At 67.9% G+C, this 26,878-nt stretch carries 25 protein-coding genes; 11 read left to right on the top strand and 14 right to left on the bottom strand.

The genetic code is table 11. The features are described 5' to 3' along the window. The first annotated feature begins 2 nt into the window (after positions 1-2). Positions 3-341, top strand: a complete 339-nt coding sequence (locus tag DFR69_RS35700; protein ID WP_308633188.1) for a GNAT family N-acetyltransferase — start codon at positions 3-5, stop codon at positions 339-341. Beyond that, positions 338-1,327, top strand: a complete 990-nt coding sequence (locus DFR69_RS20920) for a pirin family protein (RefSeq protein WP_110039262.1) — start codon at positions 338-340, stop codon at positions 1,325-1,327. Before DFR69_RS35700 ends, DFR69_RS20920 begins: the two co-directional genes overlap by 4 nt. A gap of 42 nt (positions 1,328-1,369) precedes the next feature. Here the strand turns inward: DFR69_RS20920 and DFR69_RS20915 are convergent, their stop codons facing one another. Beyond that, positions 1,370-1,849, bottom strand: a complete 480-nt coding sequence (locus DFR69_RS20915) for an SRPBCC family protein (RefSeq protein WP_110039261.1) — start codon at positions 1,847-1,849, stop codon at positions 1,370-1,372. Then, positions 1,846-2,178, bottom strand: coding sequence for an ArsR/SmtB family transcription factor (locus DFR69_RS20910; RefSeq protein ID WP_110039260.1), 333 nt, complete (start codon positions 2,176-2,178; stop codon positions 1,846-1,848). Before DFR69_RS20910 ends, DFR69_RS20915 begins: the two co-directional genes overlap by 4 nt. A 120-nt stretch (positions 2,179-2,298) precedes the next feature. Between DFR69_RS20910 and DFR69_RS20905 the strand changes: the two genes are divergently transcribed. Together DFR69_RS20905 and DFR69_RS20900 are read left to right on the top strand one after the other, a co-directional pair. Next, entirely contained in the window at positions 2,299-3,552 is a 1,254-nt protein-coding gene (locus DFR69_RS20905) for an FAD-dependent oxidoreductase (protein ID WP_110039259.1), read from the top strand. A 101-nt stretch (positions 3,553-3,653) separates the two neighbouring features. Continuing rightward, a complete protein-coding gene (locus DFR69_RS20900; RefSeq protein WP_110039258.1) occupies positions 3,654-4,313 on the top strand; it encodes a DUF8020 domain-containing protein in 660 nt (219 codons plus the stop codon). Positions 4,314-4,316: 3 nt separating this feature from the next. Here the strand turns inward: DFR69_RS20900 and DFR69_RS20895 are convergent, their stop codons facing one another. After that, positions 4,317-5,159, bottom strand: coding sequence for a helix-turn-helix transcriptional regulator (locus tag DFR69_RS20895; protein ID WP_110039257.1), 843 nt, complete (start codon positions 5,157-5,159; stop codon positions 4,317-4,319). Between the two features lie 100 nt (positions 5,160-5,259). Here DFR69_RS20895 and DFR69_RS20890 point away from each other — a divergent pair, with 100 nt between their 5' ends. Together DFR69_RS20890 and DFR69_RS20885 are read left to right on the top strand one after the other, a co-directional pair. Continuing rightward, positions 5,260-6,276, top strand: coding sequence for an aldo/keto reductase (locus DFR69_RS20890; RefSeq protein WP_110039256.1), 1,017 nt, complete (start codon positions 5,260-5,262; stop codon positions 6,274-6,276). Positions 6,277-6,349: 73 nt separating this feature from the next. After that, positions 6,350-7,030 (top strand): hypothetical protein, encoded by a 681-nt coding sequence (locus DFR69_RS20885; protein ID WP_146229375.1) that lies wholly within the window; start codon positions 6,350-6,352, stop codon positions 7,028-7,030. A gap of 4 nt (positions 7,031-7,034) precedes the next feature. Here DFR69_RS20885 and DFR69_RS20880 read toward each other — a convergent pair whose 3' ends face one another. Then, positions 7,035-7,565 (bottom strand): CGNR zinc finger domain-containing protein, encoded by a 531-nt coding sequence (locus tag DFR69_RS20880; protein ID WP_110039254.1) that lies wholly within the window; start codon positions 7,563-7,565, stop codon positions 7,035-7,037. A gap of 38 nt (positions 7,566-7,603) precedes the next feature. On the opposite strand from DFR69_RS20880, the gene DFR69_RS20875 reads away from it, so the two are divergent. After that, positions 7,604-8,584 carry an EamA family transporter gene (locus DFR69_RS20875; protein WP_110039253.1) on the top strand — a complete coding sequence of 327 codons (981 nt, stop codon included), beginning with the start codon at positions 7,604-7,606 and terminating at the stop codon, positions 8,582-8,584. Position 8,585: 1 nt separating this feature from the next. Here the strand turns inward: DFR69_RS20875 and cynS are convergent, their stop codons facing one another. Beyond that, complete coding sequence (gene cynS / locus DFR69_RS20870) at positions 8,586-9,035, bottom strand: cyanase (RefSeq protein WP_110039252.1); 450 nt, start codon at positions 9,033-9,035, stop codon at positions 8,586-8,588. Positions 9,036-9,193: 158 nt separating this feature from the next. Between cynS and DFR69_RS20865 the strand changes: the two genes are divergently transcribed. The 3 genes from DFR69_RS20865 (at position 9,194) to DFR69_RS20855 (ending at position 11,416) form a co-directional block, all read left to right on the top strand. Then, positions 9,194-10,024 carry a formate/nitrite transporter family protein gene (locus DFR69_RS20865; RefSeq protein ID WP_110039251.1) on the top strand — a complete coding sequence of 277 codons (831 nt, stop codon included), beginning with the start codon at positions 9,194-9,196 and terminating at the stop codon, positions 10,022-10,024. Positions 10,025-10,051: 27 nt separating this feature from the next. Further along, positions 10,052-10,861: a Fic family protein gene (locus tag DFR69_RS20860; RefSeq protein WP_308633187.1), complete on the top strand. Its 810-nt coding sequence runs from the start codon at positions 10,052-10,054 to the stop codon at positions 10,859-10,861. Between the two features lie 114 nt (positions 10,862-10,975). Next, on the top strand, positions 10,976-11,416 hold the full coding sequence (locus tag DFR69_RS20855) for an Ig-like domain repeat protein (protein ID WP_110039250.1): 441 nt from the start codon (positions 10,976-10,978) through the stop codon (positions 11,414-11,416). Between the two features lie 91 nt (positions 11,417-11,507). On the opposite strand, the gene DFR69_RS20850 is transcribed toward DFR69_RS20855, so the two are convergent. The 5 genes from DFR69_RS20850 to rplJ form a co-directional block, all read right to left on the bottom strand. Further along, positions 11,508-15,461, bottom strand: a complete 3,954-nt coding sequence (locus tag DFR69_RS20850) for a DNA-directed RNA polymerase subunit beta' (protein ID WP_110039249.1) — start codon at positions 15,459-15,461, stop codon at positions 11,508-11,510. A gap of 103 nt (positions 15,462-15,564) precedes the next feature. After that, a complete protein-coding gene (gene rpoB / locus DFR69_RS20845) occupies positions 15,565-19,065 on the bottom strand; it encodes a DNA-directed RNA polymerase subunit beta (RefSeq protein ID WP_110039248.1) in 3,501 nt (1,166 codons plus the stop codon). A 534-nt stretch (positions 19,066-19,599) separates the two neighbouring features. Further along, positions 19,600-20,670, bottom strand: a complete 1,071-nt coding sequence (locus DFR69_RS20840) for an ABC transporter ATP-binding protein (RefSeq protein WP_233000903.1) — start codon at positions 20,668-20,670, stop codon at positions 19,600-19,602. 245 nt (positions 20,671-20,915) lie between these two features. Continuing rightward, positions 20,916-21,302 (bottom strand): 50S ribosomal protein L7/L12, encoded by a 387-nt coding sequence (gene rplL / locus DFR69_RS20835; protein WP_110039246.1) that lies wholly within the window; start codon positions 21,300-21,302, stop codon positions 20,916-20,918. 60 nt (positions 21,303-21,362) lie between these two features. Beyond that, a complete protein-coding gene (gene rplJ, locus DFR69_RS20830) occupies positions 21,363-21,893 on the bottom strand; it encodes a 50S ribosomal protein L10 (protein WP_110039245.1) in 531 nt (176 codons plus the stop codon). A 410-nt stretch (positions 21,894-22,303) separates the two neighbouring features. On the opposite strand from rplJ, the gene DFR69_RS20825 reads away from it, so the two are divergent. Further along, positions 22,304-23,914 carry an MFS transporter gene (locus tag DFR69_RS20825; RefSeq protein WP_110039244.1) on the top strand — a complete coding sequence of 537 codons (1,611 nt, stop codon included), beginning with the start codon at positions 22,304-22,306 and terminating at the stop codon, positions 23,912-23,914. Positions 23,915-23,952: 38 nt separating this feature from the next. Here the strand turns inward: DFR69_RS20825 and DFR69_RS20820 are convergent, their stop codons facing one another. The 4 genes from DFR69_RS20820 to nusG all read right to left on the bottom strand — a co-directional run bounded on the left by DFR69_RS20820 (position 23,953) and on the right by nusG (position 26,869). Continuing rightward, positions 23,953-24,486, bottom strand: coding sequence for an NADPH-dependent FMN reductase (locus tag DFR69_RS20820; RefSeq protein WP_208644023.1), 534 nt, complete (start codon positions 24,484-24,486; stop codon positions 23,953-23,955). Between the two features lie 112 nt (positions 24,487-24,598). Beyond that, positions 24,599-25,312, bottom strand: coding sequence for a 50S ribosomal protein L1 (gene rplA, locus DFR69_RS20815; RefSeq protein WP_110039242.1), 714 nt, complete (start codon positions 25,310-25,312; stop codon positions 24,599-24,601). A 74-nt stretch (positions 25,313-25,386) separates the two neighbouring features. After that, positions 25,387-25,821 carry a 50S ribosomal protein L11 gene (gene rplK, locus DFR69_RS20810; RefSeq protein ID WP_110039241.1) on the bottom strand — a complete coding sequence of 145 codons (435 nt, stop codon included), beginning with the start codon at positions 25,819-25,821 and terminating at the stop codon, positions 25,387-25,389. Between the two features lie 241 nt (positions 25,822-26,062). Then, complete coding sequence (gene nusG, locus DFR69_RS20805; protein WP_110039240.1) at positions 26,063-26,869, bottom strand: transcription termination/antitermination protein NusG; 807 nt, start codon at positions 26,867-26,869, stop codon at positions 26,063-26,065. Between the last annotated feature and the right edge of the window lie 9 nt (positions 26,870-26,878).

Raw genomic sequence — 26,878 nt, 5'->3', positions numbered from 1 at the left:
AGATGTCCGAGGCAACTCCCGCGTCGCAGCCCACCTCCACCGAACCGGAGCGCCGGGTCGTGCGCAACGCGGAGAAGAACCGCTACGACGTGTTCTACGGCGGTGAGCTGGCCGGCTTCGCCGAATACATCGAGCGCGACAACGACACCGATTTCATCCACACCGAGATCGACGGCGCCTTCGCGGGCAAGGGCATCGGCAGCGTGCTGGCCCGGCTCGCCGTCGAGGACGTGATCGCCCGCGGGCGCACCATCACCGCGCACTGCCCGTTCATCCGCGGCTGGCTCGACAAGCACCCCGAGTACGACGCGCACGTGGTCGGCAAGGGCATCGCTCGATGAGCGATCTGGAGACCGACCCGGCGGAGGCGCTGTGTGAGCCGTCGCCGAGTCCCGGTCCGGTCGCCGAGCTGTATCCGGCGCGCGAGGTCCCGCTCGGCGGCGTACGCGGGGTGTACGTGGAACGCACACTGCCGCAACGTGATCTGCCGACCGTCGGCGCCTGGTGCTTCCTCGACCGATTCGGCTCGCCGACGGTCAAGCAGACCGGCGCCTCCCCTGACATCCTCCCGCACCCCCACATCGGCCTGCAGACGGTGACCTGGCCGTTCGACGGCCGCATCCGGCACCGTGATTCCGTGGGATCCGACGTCGAGATCGAACCGGGCCAGCTGAACCTGATGACCTCCGGTCGCGGCATCGCGCACTCGGAGTTCGGGGTGCCCGGCGCGCACGCGGGCAACGGCCTGCAGCTGTGGATCGCCCTGCCCGGCACGGCGACCGGCGTCGACCCGCATTTCGAACAGCATCGCGCGCTGCCCGTCTACGAGGAACCGGGCCTGCGCGCGACGGTGCTGATCGGCTCGCTGGGCGGTGTCACCTCACCGGCGAAGGCGTATACGCCGATCGTCGGCGCCGATATCGTGCTCGAGGCCGGGGCGCGGGTGCGTCTGCCGGTGGAGCGCGCGTTCGAGCACGCGGTGCTGGTGGTGCGCGGGACGGTCGTGGTGGACGGCACCGAGCTCGGTCCCGGCCCCCTGCTCTACCTCGGTACCGATCGCGCCGAGGTGGAGTTGTCGAGCACCGAGGGCGCGCATTTCGCGCTGCTCGGCGGCGAGCCGTTCACCGAGGAGCTGGTGATGTGGTGGAACTTCGTCGGCCGCAGTCACGACGAGATCGTCGCGGCCCGCGAGGCCTGGGAGGCGAGGGACACCACGCGTTTCGGCGACATCGCCGGGCACGGACCCGACGAGCGGATTCCCGCGCCGCCGCTGCCGCCGCTGCGCCTGAAGCCGCGCAAACGGGCCACCGGCTGCACCCACACCTGATCCGGCACCGCCTTCCCCGCGGCGCCGGATCAGCCGGCGGGCTCAGCGTCCGCCGGCGAGCAGGGCGTCGAGGGCGCGATAGCTGTCGTTGAGGCCGACTTCCATGCCCGAGGCGAGCATGCCCGCGCATTCCTCGGCGGTGTGGAAGACGCTGTCGGTGACCACGCGGGCGCGGCCGTTGCCGAGGTCGACGAAGGTCGTGGCGTCGATGGAGATGTGCGCGGGCATGCCGTCCCATTCGAAGGACTGCACGATGCGCTCCTTCGGGGTGATCTCGCGAAAACGGCCTTCGAAGCCGTAGGACTCGTCGCCGTCGTGCTCGACGAATCGCCAGTGCCCGCCCTTGCGGAACTCCCAGCGCTCGACGTCGACCACGTGCCCGCGGCCCCACCAGCGGGACAGCTGCTCGATCCGGCTGTAGGCGTCCCACACCCGGTCGAGCGGGGCGTCGAAATCGCGTTCGATGTGGACTTCGCGGTCCGAGGTGGTGGTGATGACCGCGTCGTTGGTGGTTGTGCTCATCGCTCTGGCTCCGTTCGTTCGAGGAATTCACCGAGACGGTCCATGCGGGCCTCGAGCATCTGCCGGTACCCCTGCATCCACGCCACCTCCCGATCGAAGACGTGCTCGCCGATCCGGCAGTACCGGACCCGGCCACGCTTCTCGGTGACCACCATGCCCGCGTCCTCGAGCAGTCCGATGTGCTTCTTGATGCCGGTGAGGGTCATCTCGAAGCGCTCGGCCAGCTCGCTGACGCTGGCGGGTCCACGTCCGAGCCGCTCGAGTATCCCCCGCCTGGTGGGGTCAGCGAGCGCGCCGAACGAGGCGTCTAGGAAGTCATACTGAACCATCTAGTTCAGTATTGCGGGGCCGCACACTCACGTCAAGAGCCGAATTTCGAAAAGCCTGGACCCGCCCGCGCTTTGACTACTACGCTTCGTCGTAGACATTGGCTTCCGAGGGGGAAACTCATGGACAAGACCACCTGCTGCATCGTCGGCGGCGGGCCGGCCGGAATGATGGCGGGCCTGCTGCTGGCACGCGCGGGCGTCGCGGTGACCGTGCTCGAGAAGCACCCCGACTTCCTGCGGGACTTCCGTGGCGACACGGTCCATCCGTCCACGGTGCGGCTGCTCGACGAACTCGGGCTCGGCCCTGCCTTCGCCAGGCTGCCGCAGTCCGCGCTGACGAAGATGCGCATGTACGCGGGCGACCGCATGGTCGTCGCCGCCGACCTCACCCGAATCCCCGGGCGGTACAAGCACATCGCGATGGTGCCGCAGTGGGACTTCCTCGACCTGCTCGCGCGCGCCGCAACCGTGGAGCCGAGCTTCACCCTGCGCATGCGCTCGACCGTCACCGGACTGATCGAGGACGGCGGGGCGGTGCGTGGCGTGTGCTGGCGCGATGCCGACGAGGACGTGCACGAGCTCCGCGCCGATCTCGTGATCGCTTGCGACGGGCGGGATTCCGTGGTGCGCGAGGCGGCGGGGCTGCGTCAGCGGATCGCGGACGTACCGATGGACATGTGGTTCCTGCGCATCCCGAAATCCCGCGACGACATCGACAGCGGCGCCATCCAGGCCCGCTTCACCAGCGGCAATTCCGCCGTGGCGCTCGATCGCGGCGACTACTACCAGACCGGCTACATCATCGAGAAGGGTCACGACGCGCGGCTACGGGCCAGCCACGACATCGGCTGGCTGCGCGATCGCCTCGCCGAACTGTTCGGCTGGCCCGCCGCCGCGATCGCGGCGATCCGCTCCTGGGACGACGTGAAGCTGCTCGAGGTGACCGTCGGGATGCTCGACCGCTGGTACCGGCCCGGCCTGCTGTGTCTCGGCGACGCCGCGCACACGATGTCGCCGGTCGGCGGCGTCGGCGTGAACCTCGCGGTCCAGGACGCCGTCGCGGCCGCGCGCATCCTGGCGGGGCCCCTGCTCGACGGCACGGTCTCCACCGCCGAGCTGGAGAAGGTGCAGCGGAGGCGGATGCTGCCCGCCAGCTTCACCCAGCGCTCCCAGCGCGGCGAACACGAGATGCTCATCGCACCGGCCCTGCGCGGCACCCTGCGGACCGCGCCGCTGCCGCTCCGGGTCGTCGACGCCGTGCCGGTGCTGGCCGGACTCACCGGCTATCTGGGCGGCATCGGCCTGCGCCCGGAACACGCGCCCGAGTTCGCCCGGCGCGCGCCCGGCGGTGACCGCTCGCCCGCGGCCGGTTGAGCGAGGCGGCTACGACTTTCCGAATCGCCGTGCAACGGTTAGGTTTGCCGCGATGAAACGGGACGATTCGGTCCCAGGCGATTCAGCGGGAGGCTTGCGGAATGAGGATCGGCACTGCGCTCGGTGCGGCACTGCTGGCGGTGGGGGTCACCCTGTCGGCCACCGGAATCGGGGCCGCCGAGCCCGCTCCCGTCGAACCCCGGCCGACCCAGGCCGTCGAGGCCGCGCCGGCGGGCATCCAGCTGACCGGCGTCGACAAGGATGTGAACTACCAGGTCGGACTGGCCGAGGATCGGCGCGCGGTGGTGACCACCCTCGACGCGGGCCGCTTCCAGCTCGCGCACGACGCGAAGGTCGTCGCGATCACCGACGCGTCCGGCGCCGTGATCGCGGCGCTGCCGATGCTCGTGCGCGTCGGCGAGCACAGCGTGCCGCTGACGCCCGCCATCGACGCCGACGGCACCCGGCTCACCCTGACCCCGGTCGGCGGCACGGACGCGCCGCTGCGCGACATCAGCGCGCAGGAGCGTTTCTTCGCCGAGACCCAGCGGTTGCAGCCGGAGATCATCCAGGGCGCCGCCATCGGCGCGGCGATCGGTTTCGTCCTGGGCTTCCCGCTCGGCCTGTTCATCCTGGACTTCATCACCGTGCCGGTCGCGACCGTGGCGGGCGCCGCGATCGGCGCGCTGGCCGGGTACGCGATGGCGGGTGGTCAGCCCGCGATCGACACCGCGATCGCGTACGTCACCGGGGCACCCTGACCCTCACGCCGGACTGAGCCGCTGGGTACCGATCACCCGCAGCAGCGCCATCTTCTCGGCGGCGTCGGTACCCGGCCGCGGCAGGTAGACCAGCAGCCGTTGCGCGGCGTTGCGGGTGACCAGGACTTCGCAGACGGTGTCGATCAGACCGATCTCCGGATGCGCGAACCGCTTGATGTCGGTGACCCGTACCGCCACTTCGTGTTCGTTCCACAGCTGTTCGAATTCGGCGCTGGCGCGCCGTAATTCGGCGATGAAGGTGTTCACCTCGGCGTCGTCGGCCCGGCGTGCCGCGGTCGCGCGCAGATCGGCGACGTGACTGCGGCCGAGCCGGTCCCAATCCTCTTCCGGGAAAACCGTTCTCGCGGTGCGGTCGGTGAACCAACGCCACGCGTAGTAGCGATCGAGACCGACCCGGTCGCCGTGATCGCCCGCCAGCAGGGTGTGCATGCGGTTCTGGACGAGCACCTCCCCCAGCTCGGTGACCACCGCGGCCGGGGTGTCGTCGAGCTTGGCCAACATGTGCAGCAGGCCGGGCCCGACATGCTTGTCGCGCAGTTCCCGATCCGGCGACTGATGTCCGCAGAGGTGGAACAGGTGGTCGCGTTCGTCGGCACTCAGGCGCAGCGCCCGCGCCAGCGCGGCAAGGACCTGCGTCGACGGTCGCGGACCGCGCGCCTGCTCCAACCGGGTGTAGTAGTCGGTGGACATCCCGGTGAGCAGAGCGACCTCGTCGCGACGCAGGCCGGGAGTCCGTCGGCGCACGCCGGGTGGCAGGCCGACCTCGGCGGGCGTGAGCTGGTCACGATGCCTGCGCAGGAAGTCGGCTAGTTCGGCTCGGTCCATGTCCCCATGGTGCGCGCACTCGGCCGTCCCAGCCAGGGATCGGCGGTCCCCCGATGAGCGGTCTCTGCCGCGCCGGGCGCGGGCCGCCCAGGCTGGAGGCATGACGAACTCGATCTCCCTTCCCCGCGTCGGCCTCGGCGCGACCGGTCCCCGGGTCGGCCGCATCGGCCTCGGCGCGATGGGCATGTCCGGCATGTACGGCGCCGCCGACGACCGCGAATCCCGCGCGACGATCCACGCCGCCATCGACGCGGGCGCCGACCTCGTCGACACCGGCGACTTCTACGGCGCGGGCCACAACGAACTGCTGATCGGCAAGGCCATCGCCGAGCGGCCGAGGGCCGATGTCGTCCTCAGCGTGAAGTTCGGCGGACTGCGCGGCCCCGACGGCTCGTGGGGCGGCTTCGACGGCAGGCCCGCGGCCGTGCGCAACTTCGTGACCTACAGCCTGACCAGGCTCGGCGTCGACCACATCGACATCTACCGTCCCGCGCGGCTCGACCCGGACGTACCGATCGAGGACACCGTCGGCGCCATCGCCGAGCTGGTCGAGGCCGGCTACGTGCGCCATATCGGCCTGTCCGAGATCGGCGCCGACACCTTGCGGCGGGCGCACGCCGTGCATCCCATCGTCGACCTGCAGATCGAGTACTCGCTGCTCACGCGCGGCATCGAGCGCGAGATCCTGCCCGTCGCCAGGGAACTCGGCATCGGCATCACCGCCTACGGCGTGCTCTCCCGCGGCCTGCTCAGCGACACCTTCCGCACCGGCGGCGCACCGGCCGACGCCGCCGACTTCCGCACCCACAGCCCGCGCTTCCAGGGCGAGAACCTCACGCGCAACCTGCGCTTGGTCGAGTCGCTCGCCGAGATCGCCGCCGCCAAGGGGGTTTCCGTCGCCCAGCTCGCCATCGCCTGGGCACTGAGCCGCGGCACCGACATCGTGCCGGTGATCGGCGCGCGCAGCCGCGCCCGGCTCACCGAGACCCTCGACGCTCTCCGGATCACGCTGAGCCCGGCGGAACTGGCCGAGATCGAGGCGGCCGCTCCCGCCGACGCGGTCGCCGGGCAGCGCTACGCCGCGGCGCAGATGGCGGCACTCGACAGCGAGCGCTGAGCCCGGTCACGCCCTCCGCTACCGTTGAGGCAGGAACAGCGCGCTGACCGTGAGCGCACGTTGTGAGTGGGTGGTGAGAGACGTGTTCGACCCGCTGGCCGATATCGATCGCGCCCTGGCCGAGCAGGCCGGATGGACGTGGTTCGACGACTACCTGCTGTACACATGCGGGGTGGTGGCGCTGCTCACGGCCGGGCGCGCCGCCGAGATCCCGTCCACCCCCACGCGGGTGCGGCTGGAGCCGGGCGAGACCTGCCTCGCCGACGGCGGTGTCCACTGGTTCACCTGGCGCGGCCTCGGGGACGGCCGGTGGACGCGCGGCCAGGTGCGCGCCGACGGACGGACACCACTCGGCGTCGCGGCGCACCTCGGCAACGGCATCCGCAACGAGACGCGGCGATCCCGCGCCGAAGCCGCCGCGCGGCCGCGCTGGGTGGCCGAGCGGCCCGGCTCGGCGATGATCTCGAATCGGCGTGTGCACCTTGCCAATCCGGATCAGTCCTTCTCGCTGTACTGGTCGGCGCTGGAGAGCGTCGACCTCACCGGGCCCGATCTGCTCGGCTGCCGGTTTCCCGACCGCGCCGGCACGCTGCAGCAGTTGCAGATCCGCACCGCCTGGGCGCCGCTGATCTTCACCACCGCCGCCCTCCAGCACTTCCCCCAGCATCCCCAGCTGCGGAAGGGGACGTGGCTGCCCGCCGGCTTCGAGGACAAGTGTCACCTGGCGGGCAAGAAGTGCCCGAAGGTGCGCTGACCGGTCAGCGCTGTCTGGCGCGGTACGCGGCGACCGCGTTCCGGTTACCGCACGCCGTGCTGCAGTAGCGCCGCGAGCGGTTGCGCGACAGATCGAGGACCAGACCCGCGCACGAATCGTCGGCGCAGACCGAGAGCCGGGTCATGTCGTCGGCGCGGATCACGTCGATCATCGCCATGGCGGTCTCGACGGCGATGCGGACATCGAGCGTGGCCGACGCGGGCACCGCGTGCACGTGATAGTCGACCGCGCCGTGCCGGACCAGCTGCGGGACGGCGCGGTGGGTGGCGAGAATCCGGTTCACCAGGGTGACCGCGGTGTCGCGATCGCTGGTGAGCAGTTCGCGCAGGGCGGGCCGCAGGGCCCGGACAGCGGCGAGTTCCGTGGCGTCACCGGAGCGGACGCCGGTGTAGTCGTGCCGGCGGAAGAACTCGGCCAGCTGGGCCGGTTCGGTGAGCGTGTCGGGGTCCTCGGCGGAGTTGACCAATTCGACTGCCGCCAGCAGCGCCGCTTCGGTGTCATGAGCGAAAACCACATTGACACATTACCGCAAGCTGCTTACCGTCATTAGTCATGGCGACGTTGACTCATGACGCAACCGCGCGACGGATGCGCACCGGCCTGCTCTTCGCAGTGGCCTCGGCCGCGTCGTTCGGGCTGTCCGGCTCGCTCGCGCGCGGACTGATGAACGCGGGATGGAGCGCGGCCGCCGTGGTCGCCGTGCGCGTCCTGCTCGCCGCGGCGGTCCTGCTCCCGCTCGCGCTCCCCCAGCTGCGCGGACGCTGGAACCTACTGCGGGAGAACCTGACCCTGGTCATCGCCTATGGCCTGATCGCGGTGGCGGGCACCCAGCTGGCCTACTTCAACGCGGTCGCGCACATGGAGGTCGGCGTCGCGCTGCTCATCGAATTCGCCGCGCCGATCGCGATCGTCGGCTGGCTGTGGTTGCGGCACCGGCAACGCCCCGGCGCCGCGACCGTGGCGGGCGCGCTGCTCGGGATCACCGGCCTGCTCCTGGTGCTCGACGTGCTCTCCGGCGTCTCCGCCGACCCGATCGGCATCCTGTGGGCGCTGGGCTCGATGGTCGGCGCCGCCACCTACTTCCTGCTCTCGGCAGAGGGCGGCGAGCTGCCCGGCACCGTCCTGGCGGCGGGCGGCCTGCTCATCGGCGGGGTGGCCCTGCTCGTGGCGGGCGCCGCGGGCATCGTCCCCCTGCGTGTCACCACCGAGACCGTGGTCTTCGACGATTTCAGCACGCCCTGGTGGGTGCCGATCCTGCTCATCGGCATCGTCACCGCCGCGATCGCCTACGTCACCGGCATCGCCGCGACGCGGCGCCTCGGTTCGCGACTGGCGTCCTTCGTCGCGCTCAACGAGGTGCTCGCCGCACTGCTCTTCGCCTGGGCGCTGCTCGGCGAGGCGCCGCGGCCGATCCAATTGCTCGGCGGGGCACTGATTCTCGTCGGCGTCGTCGCCGTGCGGCTCGGCGAACCGGAGCCGCACGCCCTCGGCGATCCCGAGGCGCCCGCCGTGGCGCCCGAGGTTCGCTCGTGAGTCACCAGCGGTAGTCGAGGAACTTCCCGTCGAGGGTGATCACCACACGGTCGCCGTCCGGGTGTGGGCGGCGGGCGATGTCGATGTTGAAGTTGATGGCGCTCATGATGCCGTCGCCGAACTCCTCGTGGATCAGCGCCTTGAGCGCGGGACCGTAGACCGAGACGGCTTCGACCAGGCGGTAGATCGTCGGGTCGGCCAGCTGGGCCGGGTCGGCGCCGCGTGCGGGTTGCAGCCGCAGACTCTCGGCGACGGTCTCGTCGAGGTCGAGCAGCGCGCAGACCGCGGCCGCCTGTTCGGCGGTCATCGGGTGCTGACCGAGCAGTGCCGCCGTCGTCCAGACCAGCGGCGCGCCCAGCGATTCCGCGATGGCGGCCCACGTCAGCCCCTTGCGGATGCGGGCGGCGACGACGAGGTCGGCGGCGGCGGACTTGCTCATGATCGGTTGCATGCGGGCTCCTGAGATCGGGGACGCCGCCAGCCTGCCACCCGTCGCCACACCCCCGCCATAGTGGCATACCACTATTTACGCAGCGGCAACCTTCAGTGATCGGCAGGCAATCTCGGCCGCGAAAACTACTGTGCTGGAAGCACTACGAATGGGGTTGCATGTCCTACCTGAAACCGGCCGACTTCGTCGAGAAGATGATCGACGCGGGCGAGGCCAAAGCGTTCATGTCCACCCGCGACACGGTGATCCGCGCCTACATGGCGGGCGCCATCCTCGCCCTGGCCGCCGCCTTCGCGGTCACCATCACGGTGAACACCGGCGAGCCGCTGCTGGGCGCGGTGCTGTTCCCCGTCGGCTTCTGCATGCTGTACCTGCTCGGGTTCGACTTGCTCACCGGCGTTTTCACGCTCGTGCCGCTGGCCCTGCTGGACAAGCGACGCGGCGTCACGGTGCGTTCGATGCTGCGGAACTGGGGCTGGGTGTTCGTCGGCAACTTCGCCGGTGCGTTCACCGTCGCCGTGATGATGGCGATCATCCTGACCATGGGCTTCTCGATGGACCCCAGCGCGGTCGGCGAGAAGCTGGGCGAGATCGGCGAATCCCGCACGGTCGGCTACGCCGAGCACGGTGGCGCGGGCATGCTCACGCTGTTCATCCGCGCGGTCCTGTGCAACTGGATGGTCTCCACCGGCGTCGTCGCCGCGATGATGTCGACCTCGGTGTCGGGCAAGGTGATCGCGATGTGGATGCCCATCATGCTCTTCTTCTACATGGGCTTCGAACACTCCATCGTCAACATGTTCCTGTTCCCCTCGGGCCTCCTCCTCGGCGGCGACTTCTCCCTCGGCGACTACCTGATCTGGAACGAGATCCCCACCGTCGTCGGCAACCTCGTCGGCGGCCTCACCTTCGTCGGCCTCACCCTCTACGCCACCCACGCCCGCACCGCCCCACCTCGCTCCCGCCCCACCGAAACGACATCCGACTGATCACGCCGACATATCATCAGTTAGCCAATAACTGATGGTAAATCGGCGGAAGGCGAGATCGACGAGCGTCTGCTACTGGACATGCACGCCGCGCTGATGGTCCACGAGCCGGAGACCGCAGGCCGGTGGCGAACCCAGCAGGTGTGGATCGGTGGCGACAATGCAGGGCCGCATGGGGCAGCGTTCGTCGCGCCCCACCACTCCAGGCTGCCCACCGCGATCGATGATCTCCTCGGATTCATCCGCCGCGACGACATTCCAGCGCTGGCCCACACCGCCCTCTCGCACGCGCAGTTCGAGACCATCCACCCGTTCGTCGACGGTAACGGCCGCACCGGCCGGGCGCTGATGCATGCGATGCTGCGATCGAAGGGCGTCACCGAGCTGGCGGCGGTTCCGATCGCCGCCGGGCTCCTGTCGCGGGTCGACGACTACTTCGCCGCCCTCACCGCGTACCGCGACGGCGACCCGGCGCCGATAGTGCGCGAAGTCGCGGAAGCGACGTTCACCGCCCTCGGCAATGCCCGCCTACTGGTCGAGGACATTCACCTGATCCGTGCGCGGTGGGAGTCAGCGATCCGGGCCAGGCGCGGCTCCACGCCGTGGCGATTGATCGACATCGCCCTGCGCCAACCGGTTTTCGACGCGACGACCGCGGCCGAGGCCCTCGGCATCGCCGATTCCAACGCCGTTCGCGCGATCAACGTGCTGGTCGAGGCCGGCGTCCTCACCGAGTTCACCGGCATGCGCCGCAACCGCCTCTGGCAGGCCCGCGAGGTCCTCGACGCGCTCGACGACTTCGCGCGCCGCGCGGGCAAGCGAGCCCAGGGAGCCTGACCCCTCGCGCCAGGGTGAAATGCGATTATTTCAATTCTTCGAACAGGGGCCTACCTGGGTCGATACTCTCTGGCTCACCCACAGCAGTGGGACAGCGCGAATCAGGAGTACCTCATGAGTTTCACCCTCACCCGGCGGGCCGGCGCCGGTCTGACGGCTTTCGGCGCGGTCGCGGCGGCCGCCGTGCTCGTCGCACCGCAGGCCTCGGCGCTCGTCCAGTCGATCGCGGTCAGCGGGACCACGCACTACGTCGACACGGCCTACACCGTGACCGCCGATGTCACCGCGACCTCGTTCCTGTTCAAGGTGACCTTCACCGACAACGGCACCCAGATCGGTGAGCCGGTGTCGGTGTCCAACGGCAAGGCGACCATCACCTGGACGCCGAAAACCACCGGCACGCACGAGATCAAGGCCGTGCAGGAGCTCATCAGCTCCAAGACCGTCACCGTGAACGTGGTCCCCAAGCCGACCAACCCGGGCCCTGGCGACGGCGACAGCGGCTCGGGCGGCCTCGGCGGGCTGCTCGACGCGCTGACCGGCTCAGCGGGCTGACGACCCCGAGCGGCCGCTACCAGCCGCTCGACCGGAGAAACGACGAACGCCCCGCCCCCTCGAACAGGGGGCGGGGCGTTCGCGCTATCGACTAGCGGTAGTCGCTGAAACCGTAGTCGTCCAGCGGCACCGCGGCACCGGTGGAGGAGCCGAAGCTGTCCGGCGAGTAGTAGGTGTCGTCGTAGGACGGCACCGCGTACGCGGCGGCACGGGCTTCCTCGGTCGGCTGCACCTGGATGTTGCGGTAGCGGTTGATACCGGTACCGGCCGGGATGAGCTTACCGATGATCACGTTCTCCTTCAGGCCGATCAGCTTGTCGGAGCGGCAGTTGATCGCCGCGTCCGTCAGCACTCGGGTGGTCTCCTGGAAGGAGGCCGCCGACAGCCACGAATCGGTGGCCAGCGACGCCTTGGTGATACCCATCAGCACCGGACGGCCGGAGGCGGGCTCGCCACCCTCGGCCACCACGCGACGGTTCGAGGCCTCGAACTCGGCACGCTCGGTGAGCGAACCGGGCAGGAACTCGGTCGCACCCGAATCGATGATCGTCACGCGACGCAGCATCTGGCGCACGATGACCTCGATGTGCTTGTCGTGGATCGACACACCCTGCGAGCGGTAGACCTCCTGGACCTCGTGGACCAGGTGGACCTGCACCTGACGGGGACCCATCACACGCAGCACCTCGTGCGGATCGGCAGCGCCCTCGAGCAGCTGCTGACCCACCTCCACGTGGTCACCGTCGGCCAGCAGGCGCTCGGTGCCGTCGTCGTGCTTGAACACCCGCAGACGCTGACGCTTCGAGAGCTTGTCGTAGACGACTTCGTCCGACCCGTCATCAGGGATGATCGTGATCTTGTAGAAGCGGTCGTCGTCCTCGAGGCGCACCCGGCCCGAGACCTCCGCGATCGGCGCCTTGCCCTTGGGGACACGGGCCTCGAAGAGCTCCTGGACACGCGGCAGACCACCGGTGATGTCGTCGCCGGCGACACCACCCTGGTGGAAGGTACGCATGGTCAGCTGGGTACCCGGCTCACCGATGGACTGGGCGGCGACGATGCCGACGGCCTCGCCGATGTCGACCAGCTTGCCGGTGGCCATCGAGCGGCCGTAGCAGGTGGCGCAGACGCCGGTACCGGTGGTGCAGGTCAGCACGGAGCGGACCTTCACCTCGGTGATGCCGGCCTCGAGCAGCGCCTCCAGGGCCGGGTCGCCGAGGTCGGCGCCCTTGGCCACGACGACGTTGCCCTTCTCGTCGACCGCGTCGGTCGCCAGGGTGCGCGCGTAGGTCGAGGTCTCGACGTGCGCGTCCCGGATGAGCGATCCGTCGGCCTGCTTCTCCGCGATCGGCACGACGATGCCGCGCTCGGTGCCACAGTCGTGCTCGCGCACGATGACGTCCTGCGAGACGTCCACCAGACGACGGGTCAGGTAACCCGAGTCGGCGGTACGCAGCGCGGTGTCGGCCAGACCCTTACGAGCACCGTGGGTGTTGATGAAGTACTCGAGCACGGTCAGGCCCTCACGGAAGGAGGACTTGATCGGGCGCGGGATGAACTCACCCTTCGGGTTCGTCACCAGGCCCTTCATACCGGCGAGGGTACGGGTCTGGGTGAAGTTACCGGTCGCGCCCGAGTCGACGATCGTGATGATCGGGTTGTCGGCCGGGTAGTGCGAACGCAGCGCCGTACCGACCTCTTCGGTCGCTTCCTGCCAGATCTTGACCAGGGCGTTGTTGCGCTCCTGGTGATCGAGAGCACCACGCTGGTACTTCTTCTCGATCTGATCCGCCATGGCCTCGTACCGCTCCATGATCTCGGCCTTCTCCGGCGGAACGAGCACGTCCGACATGGAGACGGTGACACCCGAACGCGTGGCCCAGTAGAAGCCGGCGTCCTTGAGCTTGTCGACGGTCTGCGCGACGACGATCATCGGGTAGCGCTCGGCCAGATCGTTGATGATCGTGGCCTGCCGCTTCTTCGGCATCGGCTCGTTGATGAACGCGTAGTCCGCCGGGAGCAGATCGTTGAACAGCACGCGACCCAGGGTGGTCTCGGCCAGCCACGCGTCACCGCGGTGCCAGCCGTCCGGGAACAGCTCCGCCTCGATGTCCTTCGGCGGGCGCTGCTCGGTGAGCCGCACCTTGATCATCGAACGCACGGTGAGCTCACCGCGGTCGACGGCCATCTGGGCCTCGGCGGGCGAGGAGTACACGCCCTGCTCCGGCTCGTCCTTGCCCGCGGCCTGGTAGGTGCCGACACCCTTCTCGTCGAGACGGGTCAGGTAGAACAGGCCGGTCACCATGTCCAGACGCGGCATCGCCAGCGGGCGACCCGACGCCGGGGACAGGATGTTGTTCGACGACAGCATCAGGATGCGGGCCTCGGCCTGCGCCTCCGCCGACAGCGGCAGGTGCACGGCCATCTGGTCACCGTCGAAGTCGGCGTTGAACGCCTCACACACGAGCGGGTGCAGCTGGATGGCCTTGCCTTCGACCAGCTGCGGCTCGAAGGCCTGGATGCCGAGGCGGTGCAGGGTGGGCGCGCGGTTCAGCAGCACCGGGTGCTCGGCGATGACCTCTTCGAGGACATCCCACACCTGGGGACGCTGACGCTCGACCATCCGCTTGGCGGACTTGATGTTCTGCGCGTGGTTGAGATCCACCAGACGCTTCATGACGAACGGCTTGAACAGCTCGAGCGCCATCAGCTTCGGCAGACCGCACTGGTGCAGCTTCAGCTGCGGGCCGACCACGATGACCGAACGGCCCGAGTAGTCGACACGCTTGCCGAGCAGGTTCTGACGGAAACGACCCTGCTTGCCCTTGAGCAGGTCGCTCAGGGACTTCAGCGGGCGGTTACCCGGACCGGTGACCGGGCGACCACGACGGCCGTTGTCGAACAGCGCGTCGACGGACTCCTGCAGCATCCGCTTCTCGTTGTTGACGATGATCTCGGGCGCGCCCAGATCGATCAGTCGCTTGAGGCGGTTGTTGCGGTTGATCACGCGGCGGTACAGGTCGTTCAGGTCGGAGGTGGCGAAGCGGCCACCGTCGAGCTGGACCATCGGGCGCAGCTCCGGCGGGATCACCGGAACGGCGTCGAGCACCATGCCCATGGGCGAGTTGCCGTTGGCCTGGAAGGCCGCGACGACCTTGAGGCGCTTGAGCGCGCGCAGCTTCTTCTGCCCCTTGCCGGAGCGAATGGTCTCGCGCAGGCTCTCGGCCTCGGCGTCGATGTCGAAGTTCTCCATCAGCTTCTGGATGGACTCCGCACCCATGGCGCCGGTGAAGTACTCGCCGTAGCGGTCGACGAGCTCGCGGTAGAGCACCTCGTCGACGATGAGCTGCTTGACGGCCAGCTTGGTGAAGGTGGTCCAGATCTCGTCGAGACGATCCAGCTCACGCTGGGCGCGGTCGCGCAGCTGACGCATCTCGCGCTCGCCGCCGTCCTTGACCTTGCGGCGGACGTCGGACTTGGCGCCCTCGGCCTCCAGCTCGGCCAGGTCGGCTTCCAGCTTCTGCGCGCGGGCCTCGAGGTCGGCGTCACGCTGATCGGCGACAGCCTTCTTCTCGACCTCCATCTCGGCCTCGAGGGTGCTGAGCTCGTTGTGGCGCAGCTCCTCGTCGACACCGACGATGACGTAGGCGGCGAAGTAGATGATCTTCTCGAGATCCTTCGGCGCCAGATCCAGCAGGTAGCCCAGGCGCGACGGAACGCCCTTGAAGTACCAGATGTGGGTGACCGGCGCGGCCAGCTCGATGTGGCCCATCCGCTCACGACGCACCTTGGCGCGAGTCACCTCGACGCCACAGCGCTCACAGATGATGCCCTTGAAGCGGACGCGCTTGTACTTGCCGCAGTAGCACTCCCAGTCCCGGGTGGGGCCGAAGATCTTCTCGCAGAAGAGCCCGTCCTTCTCCGGCTTGAGCGTGCGGTAGTTGATGGTCTCCGGCTTCTTGACCTCGCCATAGCTCCACTGGCGGATGTCTTCAGCGGTGGCCAGGCCGATCCGGAGTTCATCGAAGAAGTTGACGTCTAGCACGTAACTTCCTTTCCCCTGTTCGGGTCGAATTCGAGCAAAAAGTTCACTAGTTACCGATCGCGGGTCCGCGGGCGGCTGCCGGAGCAGCCACCCGCGTCACCACCTAGTTCGCCAAATCGTCGACGGTGGCCGCTTCGTTCCTGGACAGGTTGATGCCCAGGTTCGCCGCGGCGCGCTCCAGATCCTCGTCGTCGCCGTCGCGCATCTCGATCGCGGCGCCGTCCGAGGACAGCACTTCCACGTTGAGGCACAGCGACTGGAGTTCCTTGAGGAGCACCTTGAACGACTCCGGAATGCCCGGCTCCGGAATGTTCTCGCCCTTGACGATCGCCTCGTAGACCTTCACACGGCCCACCACGTCGTCGGACTTGATGGTCAGGAGTTCCTGCAGCGTGTACGCCGCGCCGTAGGCCTGCATGGCCCAGCACTCCATCTCACCGAAACGCTGACCACCGAACTGCGCCTTACCACCCAGCGGCTGCTGCGTGATCATCGAGTACGGGCCGGTCGAACGGGCGTGGATCTTGTCGTCGACCAGGTGGTGCAGCTTCAGGATGTACATGTACCCGACCGCGACCGGGTACGGGAACGGCTCACCCGAGCGGCCGTCGAACAGCGTGGCCTTGCCGTTCTCGTTGACCATGCGCTCACCGTCACGGTTCGGCAGGGTCGAGCCGAGCAGACCGGTCAGCTCCTCGTCGCGCGCGCCGTCGAAGACGGGGGTCGCGATGTTGGAGTCGGCCGGGGCGCCCAGCATCTCCTCCGGCAGCGACTGCGCCCAGTCGGGGCGAGTGCCGTCGGCGGCGACGTCGACGTTCCAGCCGGCCTTGCCGATCCAGCCCAGGTGGGTCTCCAGGATCTGGCCGATGTTCATACGACGCGGAACACCGTGGGTGTTCAGGATGATGTCGACCGGGGTGCCGTCGGGCATGAACGGCATGTCCTCGGTGGGGAGGATCTTGCCGATGACGCCCTTGTTGCCGTGGCGACCGGCGAGCTTGTCGCCGTCCTGGATCTTGCGCTTCTGGGCCACGTACACGCGGACCAGCTCGTTCACGCCGGGAGGCAGATCGTCGTCGTCCTCGCGCGAGAACACGCGGATGCCGATGACCTTGCCGGACTCACCGTGGGGCACCTTCAGCGAGGTGTCGCGCACCTCGCGCGCCTTCTCACCGAAGATCGCGCGGAGCAGGCGCTCCTCGGGGGTCAGCTCGGTCTCGCCCTTCGGGGTGACCTTGCCGACCAGGATGTCGCCGTCGCGGACCTCGGCGCCGATGCGGATGATGCCGCGCTCGTCCAGGTCGGCCAGCACCTCGTCGGAGACGTTCGGGATGTCCCGGGTGATCTCCTCGGCGCCCAGCTTGGTGTCGCGGGCGTCGATCTCGTGCTCTTCGATGTGGATCGAGGTGAGGACGTCCTCTTCCACGAGGCGCTGCGACAGGATGATCGCGTCCTCGTAGTTGTGGCCTTCCCACGGCATGACGGCGACGAGAAGGTTCTTGCCGAGCGCCATCTCACCGTTCTCGGTGCAGGGGCCGTCCGCGAGGACCTGCCCCTGCTCCACCCGCTGGCCCTCGTCCACGATCGGACGCTGGTTGGAGCAGGTGCCCTGGTTGGAGCGGTTGAACTTGCGCATCCGGTAGGACTTGCGGCTGCCGTCGTCGGCCATCACGGTGACGTAGTCGGCCGAGACCTCCTCGACCACACCCGGCTTCTCGTTCACCACGACATCGCCGGCGTCGACCGCGGCGCGCAGCTCCATGCCGGTGCCCACGATGGGGGCCTCGGAACGGATCAGCGGCACGGCCTGACGCTGCATGTTCGCGCCCATGAGGGCACGGTTGGCGTCGTCGTGCTCGAGGAACGGGATCATGGCCGTCGCGACCGACACCATCTGGCGCGGCGAGATGTCCATGTAGTCGACCTGCGACGGGTGGACGAACTCGACCTCTTCACCGGCGCGGCGGACGAGGACCTTCTCCTCGACGAAGCGGCCCTCGGCGTCGACCGGCGAGTTGGCCTGCGCGCGGACGTAGCGGTCTTCCTCGTCGGCGGTCAGGTACTTGACCTCGTCGGTGACCTTGCCGTCGACGACGCGGCGGTACGGGGTCTCGATGAAGCCGAACGGGTTGACCCGCGCGTACACCGACAGCGAGCCGATCAGGCCGATGTTCGGGCCTTCCGGGGTCTCGATCGGGCACATGCGGCCGTAGTGCGACGGGTGGACGTCACGAACTTCCAGACCGGCGCGCTCACGGGACAGACCACCCGGGCCCAGCGCCGACAGGCGGCGCTTGTGGGTCAGACCCGAAAGCGGGTTGTTCTGGTCCATGAACTGCGACAGCTGGGAGGTTCCGAAGAACTCCTTGATCGCGGCGACGACCGGGCGGATGTTGATCAGGGTCTGCGGCGTGATCGCCTCGACGTCCTGAGTCGTCATCCGCTCACGAACCACGCGCTCCATGCGGGACAGACCGACGCGGATCTGGTTCTGGATGAGCTCGCCGACGGTGCGCAGGCGACGGTTGCCGAAGTGGTCGATGTCGTCGACCTCGACGGGCACCTCTTCGCCACCGGGGGCGGTCATCGTCTTGTCACCGGCGTGCAGACGCACCAGGTACTCGATGGTGGTGACGATGTCTTCCTTCGTCAGCACCGAGCTGGTGACCGGCTCGTGCACGTGGATGCCGAGCTTCTTGTTGATCTTGTAGCGACCGACGCGCGCCAGGTCGTAGCGCTTCTCCTTGAAGAACAGGTTCTCCAGCAGGGTCTGCGCGGACTCCTTGGTCGGCGGCTCGCCCGGACGCAGCTTGCGGTAGATGTCGAGCAGCGCCTCGTCCTGGCCGGGCGTGCTGTCCTTCTCCAGGGTGGACATCATGATCTCGGAGAAGCCGAAACGCTCGACGATCTCCTCGGTGGTCCAGCCCAGCGCCTTGAGCAGCACGGTGACCGGCTGGCGGCGCTTGCGGTCGATGCGGACGCCGACGGTGTCGCGCTTGTCGACGTCGAACTCCAGCCACGCGCCGCGCGAGGGGATCACGCGCACGCTGTGCAGGTCCTTCTCGGTGCCCTTGTCGATCGAGTGATCGAAGTAGACGCCGGGGGAACGCACCAGCTGCGAGACGACGACACGCTCGGTGCCGTTGATGATGAAGGTGCCCTTGTCGGTCATCATCGGGAAGTCACCCATGAAGACCGTCTGGCTCTTGATCTCGCCGGTGTTGTTGTTGATGAACTCCGCGGTGACGAACAGGGGCGCCGCGTAGGTCATGTCCTTCTCTTTGCACTCCTCGATGGAGGCCTTGACCTCTTCGAAGCGCGGGTCGGAGAACGACAGGGACATCGAGCCGGAGAAGTCCTCGATCGGCGAGAGCTCCTCGAGCACCTCCTCCAGGCCGCCTGCGAGACCGACGTCGCCGCGTGCGGCCGCCTTCTCACGCCAGTCGGGGGTACCGACCAACCAGGCGAACGAGTCCGTTTGTAGGTCGAGAAGTCCGGGCACCTCCAAGGGCTCACGGATCTTCGCGAACGAAACCCTCAACGGGGCTCCGGGGATTCCAGCCTTGGTCTGGGTGGAGACTGCCAAGATGCGTCCTTCCAGCACCTCACGCGCGTCGCGTGGTGGTCCGCGACCGTCGCTTGTCTGCTACGAATTCCGCTGGTTACAACCCGAACGAAACCCGAACAGGCAGCAGCGGAAGTAACACCGGAAGGTGGAACTTTCGTGTGCGAATCAAGGTGTGGACAGGAGGCAGCCAGCGCAACGTCCAAACTTACACCCATATATAAGGGGGTGTCAACATACCATCCGTGCGACCGCTCACACGGCAAACGCGCCGAACTCCCGTGGACGCTGGCCGCGTCGGGTGCCCTGGGCGCTGTGCCCCTGTAACAGCTGACGCTGCTGTGAATAGGGTGACGGTTCGCGCCCGGCTCGTCAAGTGGCGCGGCGGGGTCTGTCCGAGAAGTGAGATCGCCTGGCGCGCTACACATCCCCGCGCGGAACCGCGGCTATTTTACCCGCGACACGCCGTCGGCGCCAACCGGCAAAACGCCCGTTCAGAGGGCGTTTTTCGGCCGGGCACGACGAAACCCCGGTCACGTGGACCGGGGTTTCGGGGTGACTCGCCGGAGGTGCTCAGCCGTTGATCTGGCCGTGCGGAATCGTCTTCGTGTCGAACTGCTCGGTCGGCTGATCGGCGCCGTAGGCCGCCATCACCTGGGTGTCGTCGGACTCGGCGAGCGACTCGCGGATCGCGACCTGAGCGGCGTGCGGGAGGGTGTGCATGATCTCGCGCACCCGCGCCTGCCGCCGGAACACGGCCTGGCGGGCGGGCATGCCCGGCTCCGCCTTCATCTGCGGGATGATGCCCTCGATCTCCTCGGCGCCACCGTGGTGGTGGCCGGCGTCGACGAGCGCCTGCTCGCGCGCCATCTGCGCCTCGTCCTTCTCCTCCGACATGCCGATCGGGCCGATCATGCGGCCGTTGAGGAACTGCTTGACCACCGGCTCCTCGCTGGTCAGCAGCACCTCGCGGGGGCCGAACATGACCAGCTGGCGACGGAACAGCATGCCGATGTTGTCGGGCACGGTACGGGCCAGGTTGATGTTGTGCGTCACGATCAGGATCGTGGCGTCGATCTGCGCGTTGATGTTGAGAAGCAGCTGCGCCAGGTACGAGGTACGCACCGGGTCCAGGCCGGAGTCGGGCTCGTCGACGAGGATGATCTGCGGGTCGAGCACCAGCGCGCGGGCCAGACCGGCACGCTTGCGCATACCGCCGGAGATCTCGCCGGGCAGCTTGTTCTCGGCGCCGAGCAGACCGGTCAGCTCGAGCTTCTCCATCACGATCTGCCGGATCTCGGATTCCGACTTCTTCGTGTGCTCCCGCAGCGGGAACGCGATGTTGTCGAACAGGTTCATCGAGCCGAACAGCGCGCCGTCCTGGAACAGGACGCCGAACAGTTTGCGGATCTCGTAGAGCTCCTTGTTGGAGCAGGTGGTGATATCGGTGCCATCGATGAAGATGGAACCGCGCTCGGGCCGCAGCAGACCGATGAGCGACTTCAGGAACACCGACTTACCCGTGCCGGAAGGCCCGAGTAGCGCGCTCACCTCACCCGAGGGAAGCGTGATCGACACGTCCTGCCAAATTCGCTGAGAACCGAAGGACTTGGTTACACCCTCGGTCCTGACCTCGACGCCCACGCCTACCTCCATTGATCCCTGCGAGCACCCCACCCCGCTCCCGCACGCTCACATCACGGCGGCGCGTCACGGCTCTGTGGGTCCGGTCACTGTAACCCATCAGTGAGACGGGGCACACCCCTACATGACTGAAGAGTAACCCGGACCTCGCGGTACAGCGTGTATCACCTTCCCATGTCGGGAGAAATAACAAACGGGCGGCCCCCGAAAGGGGACCGCCCGGCTGTCGAACGCGAAGCGCTGAATTACTTGACGGACACCTTGGCGCCGGCCTCTTCCAGCTTCGCCTTGGCGGCCTCGGCGGCCTCCTTGGCGACCTTCTCCAGGATCGGCTTCGGGGCACCCTCGACCAGGTCCTTGGCTTCCTTCAGGCCCAGGCCGGAGACGATCTCACGGACCACCTTGATGACCTGGATCTTCTTGTCGCCGGCACCCTCGAGGATGACGTCGAACTCGTCCTGCTCCTCGGCGGCGTCAGCGGCGGCCGGGGCGGCACCCGCGGCGGCAACGGCGACGGGGGCAGCGGCGGTGACCTCGAACTTCTCCTCGAACGCCTTCACGAAGGAGGACAGCTCCAGGAGGGTCATCTCCGAGAAAACGTCGAGCAGCTCTTCGGTGGACAGCTTGGCCATGATTGTTCCTTTCGGTAGTGAATGTCTGTGTGCGCGGGCGGTAACACCCGTGCGGGGGTATTACTCGGCAGCGCCTTCGGCCTGCTTCTTCTCCTGCAGCGCGGCGGCCAGACGGGCCACCTGACCGGCAGGAGCCGAGAACAGCCCGGCAGCCTTGGACATGTTGCCCTTCATCGCGCCGGCCAGCTTGGCCAGCAGGACCTCGCGGGTCTCCAGGTCGGCGATCTTCTCGACCTCGGACACGGACAGTGCGGCGCCGTCCATGTAGCCGCCCTTGATGACGAGCGCCTTGTTGTCCTTGGCGAAGGTCTTGAGCGCCTTCGCGGCGTTGACCGGCTCACCCTGGATGAAGGTGATGGCGGTCGGTCCGACGAACAAGTCGTCCAGGCCCTCGACGCCCGCTTCCGCGGCCGCGCGCTTGACCAGGGTGTTCTTGGCGACGGAGTACGTGGCCTCGGCGCCGAGGGCGCGACGCAGCTCGGTGAGCTTGCCGACCGACAGGCCACGGTATTCCGTGACCACAGTGGCCGTCGAGTTCTTGAACTGCTCCACGATCTCCGCGACAGCGGTGACCTTTTCAGGCTTCGCCATACTTCGCCTCCTCTCTGATGTCGGTTCGTGAACGCGCACTACCGAATTCAGGGGCCGGCGACAAAACTAACGCCCCGGACGCAAGGCGTACCGGGGCGCGAAAGAATAGACTTCTTCTGCCTCAGCTCTCCCTGCGTGGGCCGCCGGCAATGTCGCCGGACCTTCGATCGATACCGCGCGAACGGCATCGACGACCAACGGTCTTCGGTAGAACGAATGGGTAGTCATCGAACAGGTCGATGACCGGAGTCCACTGTACCTGGACGCACCCTCATCTGCCAAAACGGGTCGCCCACGCCGGAATGGCCCGAATATCCAGTGATCCAAGTCACTTTCATTCCTACACTGTGGTAGCAATCGCACCTGAAAGGTGTTACGCGCGGTGACAGTAACCTGATTCACTCCTGGCTATGACAACCTCGCTAGTCGCTCCACCAGTGTTGCTGGACCGGCGTTCGCGGCGATTCCTCGCACTCGCCGTGATCTGCCTGGCCGAACTGCTGGTGGTCCTCGACAACACCATCGTCAACGTCGCCCTCCCCTCCATCGGCGTGCAGCTCGCCACCGGCGTCTCCGGCCTGCAATGGGTCGTCGACGCCTACACCCTCACCTTCGCCGGACTGCTGCTCGCCGCGGGCAATCTCGGTGACCGCTACGGCCGCAGGCGGATCATGACGATCGGCCTGGTCGGCATCGCCGTGATGTCGGTGGGCGGCGCGCTCGCCGAGTCGATGACGCAGGTCATCGCGGCCCGCGCGGCGATGGGCGTCTTCGCGGCCGCGGTCTTCCCCGCCACCCTCGCGCTGATCATCAACATCTTCACCGACCGGCGTGAGCGCGCGCTCGCCATCGCCGCCTGGACCGCGATGGCAGGCTTCGCCATCGCCATCGGCCCGATCTCGGGCGGCTGGCTACTCGAGCACTTCAGCTGGCACTCGGTGTTCTGGATCAACGTGCTGGTGGCGCTCGCCGCGCTCATCGCGACGCTGCTCTGGGTGCCGGAATCGCGGGCCGACCAGGTCGGCAGGCTGGACCTACCCGGCATCGGGCTCTCGATCGCGGGCATCACGCTGGTGGTGTGGGCGATCATCGAGGCACCGCACAACGGCTGGCTCTCACTCACCACCCTGTGCACCGCCGCGCTGGGCGCGGTCCTGCTCGCCGCCTTCGTGATCTGGGAATTGCGCACGCCCGCACCGATTCTCGACATGCGACTGTTCCGCAATCGGCGATTCTCGTTGCCCGCCTTGGCCATCGCCATCGGCTACTTCTCCATGTTCGGGTTCCTGTTCCTGATCACCCAGTACTTCCAGGGCGTGCGCGAGTACACGCCGCTCGAATTCGGCATCGCCTCACTGCCGTTCGCGTTCTCGGTGGCGGTCGGCGCGCCGGTCGCGACCCTGCTCGCGCAGCGCGTCGGCACCACGGCCGTCCTGGTGCTCGGCCTCTGCCTCACCGGATTGGGGCTCTACCTGGGCGGACAGGTCACCGTGGACAGCAGCTACCTGATCGGGGTGCTGCCGTCGATGGTGTTCATGGCGCTCGGCCTCGGCATCGTGCAGGGCCCGGCCACCGAATCGATCATGTCGGCGCTCCCGCTGGAGGAGGCGGGCGCCGGGTCCGCGGTCAACGACACCACCCGCGAGATCGGCGGCACCCTCGGCGTCGCGGTGCTCGGCTCGATCGTCGCCTCGTACTACACCAGCCGGATCGCCGCGCGCATCGACGCCATCCCGGTCGGGATCATGAACGACAACGAGAAGAGCCTGGTCAAGGCCAGCCCCCTCAGTGTCCTGGAGCTGCGCAAACGCGAACTGGCCCCGTTCTTCGAGACCCAGCGCGAGAACCTGATCGTCGCCATGAAGACGGCCACGCTCCAGGGCGCGCACACCGCGTCGCTGGTCGCGACCGGCGCCGTCCTGGTCTGCGCGGTGATCGTGGCGATCTTCCTGCCGTGGAAACCGCACGGCGGCGAATCGGTGCTGCTCGCCTGGCGGGAGATCGACAAGAGCGAGGACTGACCTGACGCGCGCCGGGCGACATGGCCCGGCGCGCCGGTTCACTCCCCCGGCGTGTGCGCGACCAGCGCGGCCAGCACCTGGCGCGCACCGCTGCGGAACTCCGCGGAGCCGACCAGTCCGTCGTCGCCGACATCGGCGCCGAGCACCGGCAGTCGCGTACACGCCGATTCGACGATCTGGGCGCCGACGTAGCCGAGCACGGTCGACAGGGTGGCCTCGGCGCCGCCGCCCCGGCCGGGCACGGCGACGGTCAGCCACGCGGTCGGCTTCTCGTACAGATCTGCCGTGCCCACGGTCCAATCCAGCAGGTTCTTGATGCTGCCCGGCAGGGTGCCCGCGTATTCCGGGGTGCAGATCAGGACGGCGTCGGCGGCGGCGAGTTCGGCGCGCAGGGCGCTCACCGCGGGGTATTCGGCGGGATCAGCACCGGGGACGAAGGCGGGCAGCTCGCGCAGGCCGGCATAGAGCTCCGTTCGCACCGACGGCGGCGCGACAGCCGCGATCGTGCGGAGGGCGGCGGTATTGGTCGATCCGTCTCTGGTGCTACCGGAGATCAGCAGAATCCTGGTCACACCCGTGCGCAACCGGGGCCGCCGAGCGAATAGTCCCCGGAAAACCACGAGGGTGGGAACGCAGTGCGTTCCCACCCTCGTGGTCGATCAGGAGCTACCTGTCAGCTGAAGCTCACGCATCCTCGTCGAGGAGGTTGCGGGTGCGGTTCGGGTCCACCGGGATGCCCGGGCCGGTGTTGGTCGAAACCGTGATCTTCTTGACGTAGCGACCCTTGGCGGTCGACGGCTTCACACGCAGGATCTCGTCCAGCGCGGCGCCGTAGTTCTCCACCAGCTTGGCGTCGTCGAACGAGGCCTTGCCGATGACGAAGTGCAGGTTGGCCTGCTTGTCGACGCGGAAGTTGATCTTGCCGCCCTTGATGTCCGCGACGGCCTTGGTCACGTCGTTGGTGACGGTGCCCGTCTTCGGGTTCGGCATCAGACCACGCGGGCCGAGGACACGCGCGATGCGGCCGACCTTGGCCATCTGATCCGGGGTGGCGATCGCGGCGTCGAAGTCGAGCCAGCCGCCCTGGATCCGCTCGATCAGGTCCTCGGCGCCCACGGCGTCGGCACCGGCGGCTTCGGCCTCGGCGGCCTTCTCGCCGGCGGCGAACACGATGACGCGGGCGGTCTTACCGGTGCCGTGCGGCAGGTTGACGGTGCCACGGACCATCTGGTCGGCCTTGCGGGGGTCAACGCCGAGACGGACGGCGACCTCGACGGTCGCGTCGGTCTTGGTGGTGGCGGTCTCCTTCGCCAGGCGCGCGGCGGCCAGCGGGGAGTACAGCTTGTCGCGATCGACCTTCTCAGCAGCGGCGAGATACGCCTTGCTTCGCTTTGCCATGTTTGTCTGTCCTTAATCTGGTTCAGAAGTGGTTGTCGGGCCTGGCCGGCCCTCCCACTCGGGTTGCTGGAAGATCAGCCTTCGACGGTGATGCCCATCGAGCGCGCGGTGCCGGCGATGATCTTCGCGGCCTGCTCGATGTCGTTGGCGTTCAGGTCTTCCTGCTTGGTCTTGGCGATCTCCCGGACCTGGTCCATGGTGACCTTGGCGACCTTGGTCTTGTGCGGCTCGGCCGAGCCCTTCTGCACACCGGCGGCCTTGAGCAGCAGCTTGGCGGCGGGCGGGGTCTTCAGCTTGAAGTCGAACGTCCGGTCCTCGTACACCGAGATCTCGACCGGGATGACGTTGCCACGCTGCGACTCGGTCGCGGCGTTGTACGCCTTGCAGAACTCCATGATGTTGACGCCGTGCTGACCGAGCGCGGGGCCGACCGGAGGGGCCGGGTTCGCGGCGCCGGCCTGGATCTGCAGCTTGATGATCCCGGCGAGCTTCTTCTTCTTGGGGGGCATCTTTCTTCCTTGGGTTTCGGTTCCTTACGGTTGCCGTAAGCCTGTTGCGGGATCGCTCCCACGCCGGGTCCAAGCCCGGCATTCGCGCACGACCGTCACACCGGACGGAAAACGCCTGGAGGGGGTCTACACACGAACTGTCACACTCTACCGAACCGCGTCGTGCACACCGTCAGCGGGGCAGGTGTGACAACGAAAACGGCACCGCCGCAGCGATGCCGTTTCCGAAGGTCGGGATTGGTCAGATCTTGGAGACCTGGGTGAAGTTCAGCTCCACCGGGGTCTCGCGACCGAAGATCGAGACGAGCACCTTGAGCTTCTGCTGCTCGGCGTTGACCTCGCTGATGCTGGCGGGCAGCGTCGCGAACGGGCCGTCCATCACGGTCACCGACTCGCCGACCTCGAAGTCGACCTCGATGATCGGCTTGGCCGACACCTCACCGGTCGACTCGCCACCGGCGGGCGCCGCGGCGGCCGCGGCGGCCTTCTTCTGCTGCGCACCGGCCGGGACCAGGAACTTCACGACCTCGTTGATGGTCAGCGGGGTCGGCTTGGCGCCGGGGCCACCGCCGGTCATGCCGACGAAGCCGGTGACACCGGGGGTGTTGCGCACCGCGCCCCACGACTCGTTGTTCAGCTCCATGCGGACCAGGATGTAGCCGGGTAGCACCTTGCGGTTGACGTGCTTGCGCTGGCCGTTCTTGATCTCGGTGACCTCTTCGGTCGGCACCTCGACCTGGAAGATGTAGTCCTCGAGGCCGAGGTTCTGCACGCGGGTCTCGAGGTTGGTCTTGACCTTGTTCTCGTAGCCGGCGTAGGAGTGCACGACGTACCAGTCGCCGGGGACGCGGCGCAGCTTGGCCTTCATCGACTCGACCGGGTCGGCGTCGGGGTCTTCCTCGGTGGCGACGGCTTCGACGGCGGCCTCTTCGGCCACGTCGGCGTCAGCGAGCTCGGTGGTGGCCTCGACCTCGTCGGTGGCGGTCTCCGCCACGACAGCGTCGTCAACCGGGAACTCGGCGTTTGTTTCGTTCTCCGGGGTGCTCACTGAGGCACT

Origin of the sequence: Nocardia neocaledoniensis, assembly GCF_003182135.1 — a bacterium.
In the GTDB taxonomy this organism is placed as follows: domain Bacteria; phylum Actinomycetota; class Actinomycetes; order Mycobacteriales; family Mycobacteriaceae; genus Nocardia; species Nocardia neocaledoniensis.
Note: the sequence above shows the minus strand (reverse complement) of the source record. Positions and strands in the feature narration are given on the sequence as shown.

Bases quoted from the DNA above. Each gene is read 5' to 3' on its own strand.
- DFR69_RS35700 (WP_308633188.1), top strand. From the start codon at position 3: ATGTCCGAGGCAACTCCCGCGTCGCAGCCCACCTCCACCGAACCGGAG.
- DFR69_RS20920 (WP_110039262.1), top strand. From the start codon at position 338: ATGAGCGATCTGGAGACCGACCCGGCGGAGGCGCTGTGTGAGCCGTCG.
- DFR69_RS20915 (WP_110039261.1), bottom strand. From the start codon at position 1,849: ATGAGCACAACCACCAACGACGCGGTCATCACCACCACCTCGGACCGC.
- DFR69_RS20910 (WP_110039260.1), bottom strand. From the start codon at position 2,178: ATGGTTCAGTATGACTTCCTAGACGCCTCGTTCGGCGCGCTCGCTGAC.
- DFR69_RS20905 (WP_110039259.1), top strand. From the start codon at position 2,299: ATGGACAAGACCACCTGCTGCATCGTCGGCGGCGGGCCGGCCGGAATG.
- DFR69_RS20900 (WP_110039258.1), top strand. From the start codon at position 3,654: ATGAGGATCGGCACTGCGCTCGGTGCGGCACTGCTGGCGGTGGGGGTC.
- DFR69_RS20895 (WP_110039257.1), bottom strand. From the start codon at position 5,159: ATGGACCGAGCCGAACTAGCCGACTTCCTGCGCAGGCATCGTGACCAG.
- DFR69_RS20890 (WP_110039256.1), top strand. From the start codon at position 5,260: ATGACGAACTCGATCTCCCTTCCCCGCGTCGGCCTCGGCGCGACCGGT.
- DFR69_RS20875 (WP_110039253.1), top strand. From the start codon at position 7,604: ATGGCGACGTTGACTCATGACGCAACCGCGCGACGGATGCGCACCGGC.
- cynS (WP_110039252.1), bottom strand. From the start codon at position 9,035: ATGCAACCGATCATGAGCAAGTCCGCCGCCGCCGACCTCGTCGTCGCC.
- DFR69_RS20865 (WP_110039251.1), top strand. From the start codon at position 9,194: ATGTCCTACCTGAAACCGGCCGACTTCGTCGAGAAGATGATCGACGCG.
- DFR69_RS20855 (WP_110039250.1), top strand. From the start codon at position 10,976: ATGAGTTTCACCCTCACCCGGCGGGCCGGCGCCGGTCTGACGGCTTTC.
- rplL (WP_110039246.1), bottom strand. From the start codon at position 21,302: ATGGCCAAGCTGTCCACCGAAGAGCTGCTCGACGTTTTCTCGGAGATG.
- rplJ (WP_110039245.1), bottom strand. From the start codon at position 21,893: ATGGCGAAGCCTGAAAAGGTCACCGCTGTCGCGGAGATCGTGGAGCAG.
- DFR69_RS20825 (WP_110039244.1), top strand. From the start codon at position 22,304: ATGACAACCTCGCTAGTCGCTCCACCAGTGTTGCTGGACCGGCGTTCG.
- rplA (WP_110039242.1), bottom strand. From the start codon at position 25,312: ATGGCAAAGCGAAGCAAGGCGTATCTCGCCGCTGCTGAGAAGGTCGAT.
- rplK (WP_110039241.1), bottom strand. From the start codon at position 25,821: ATGCCCCCCAAGAAGAAGAAGCTCGCCGGGATCATCAAGCTGCAGATC.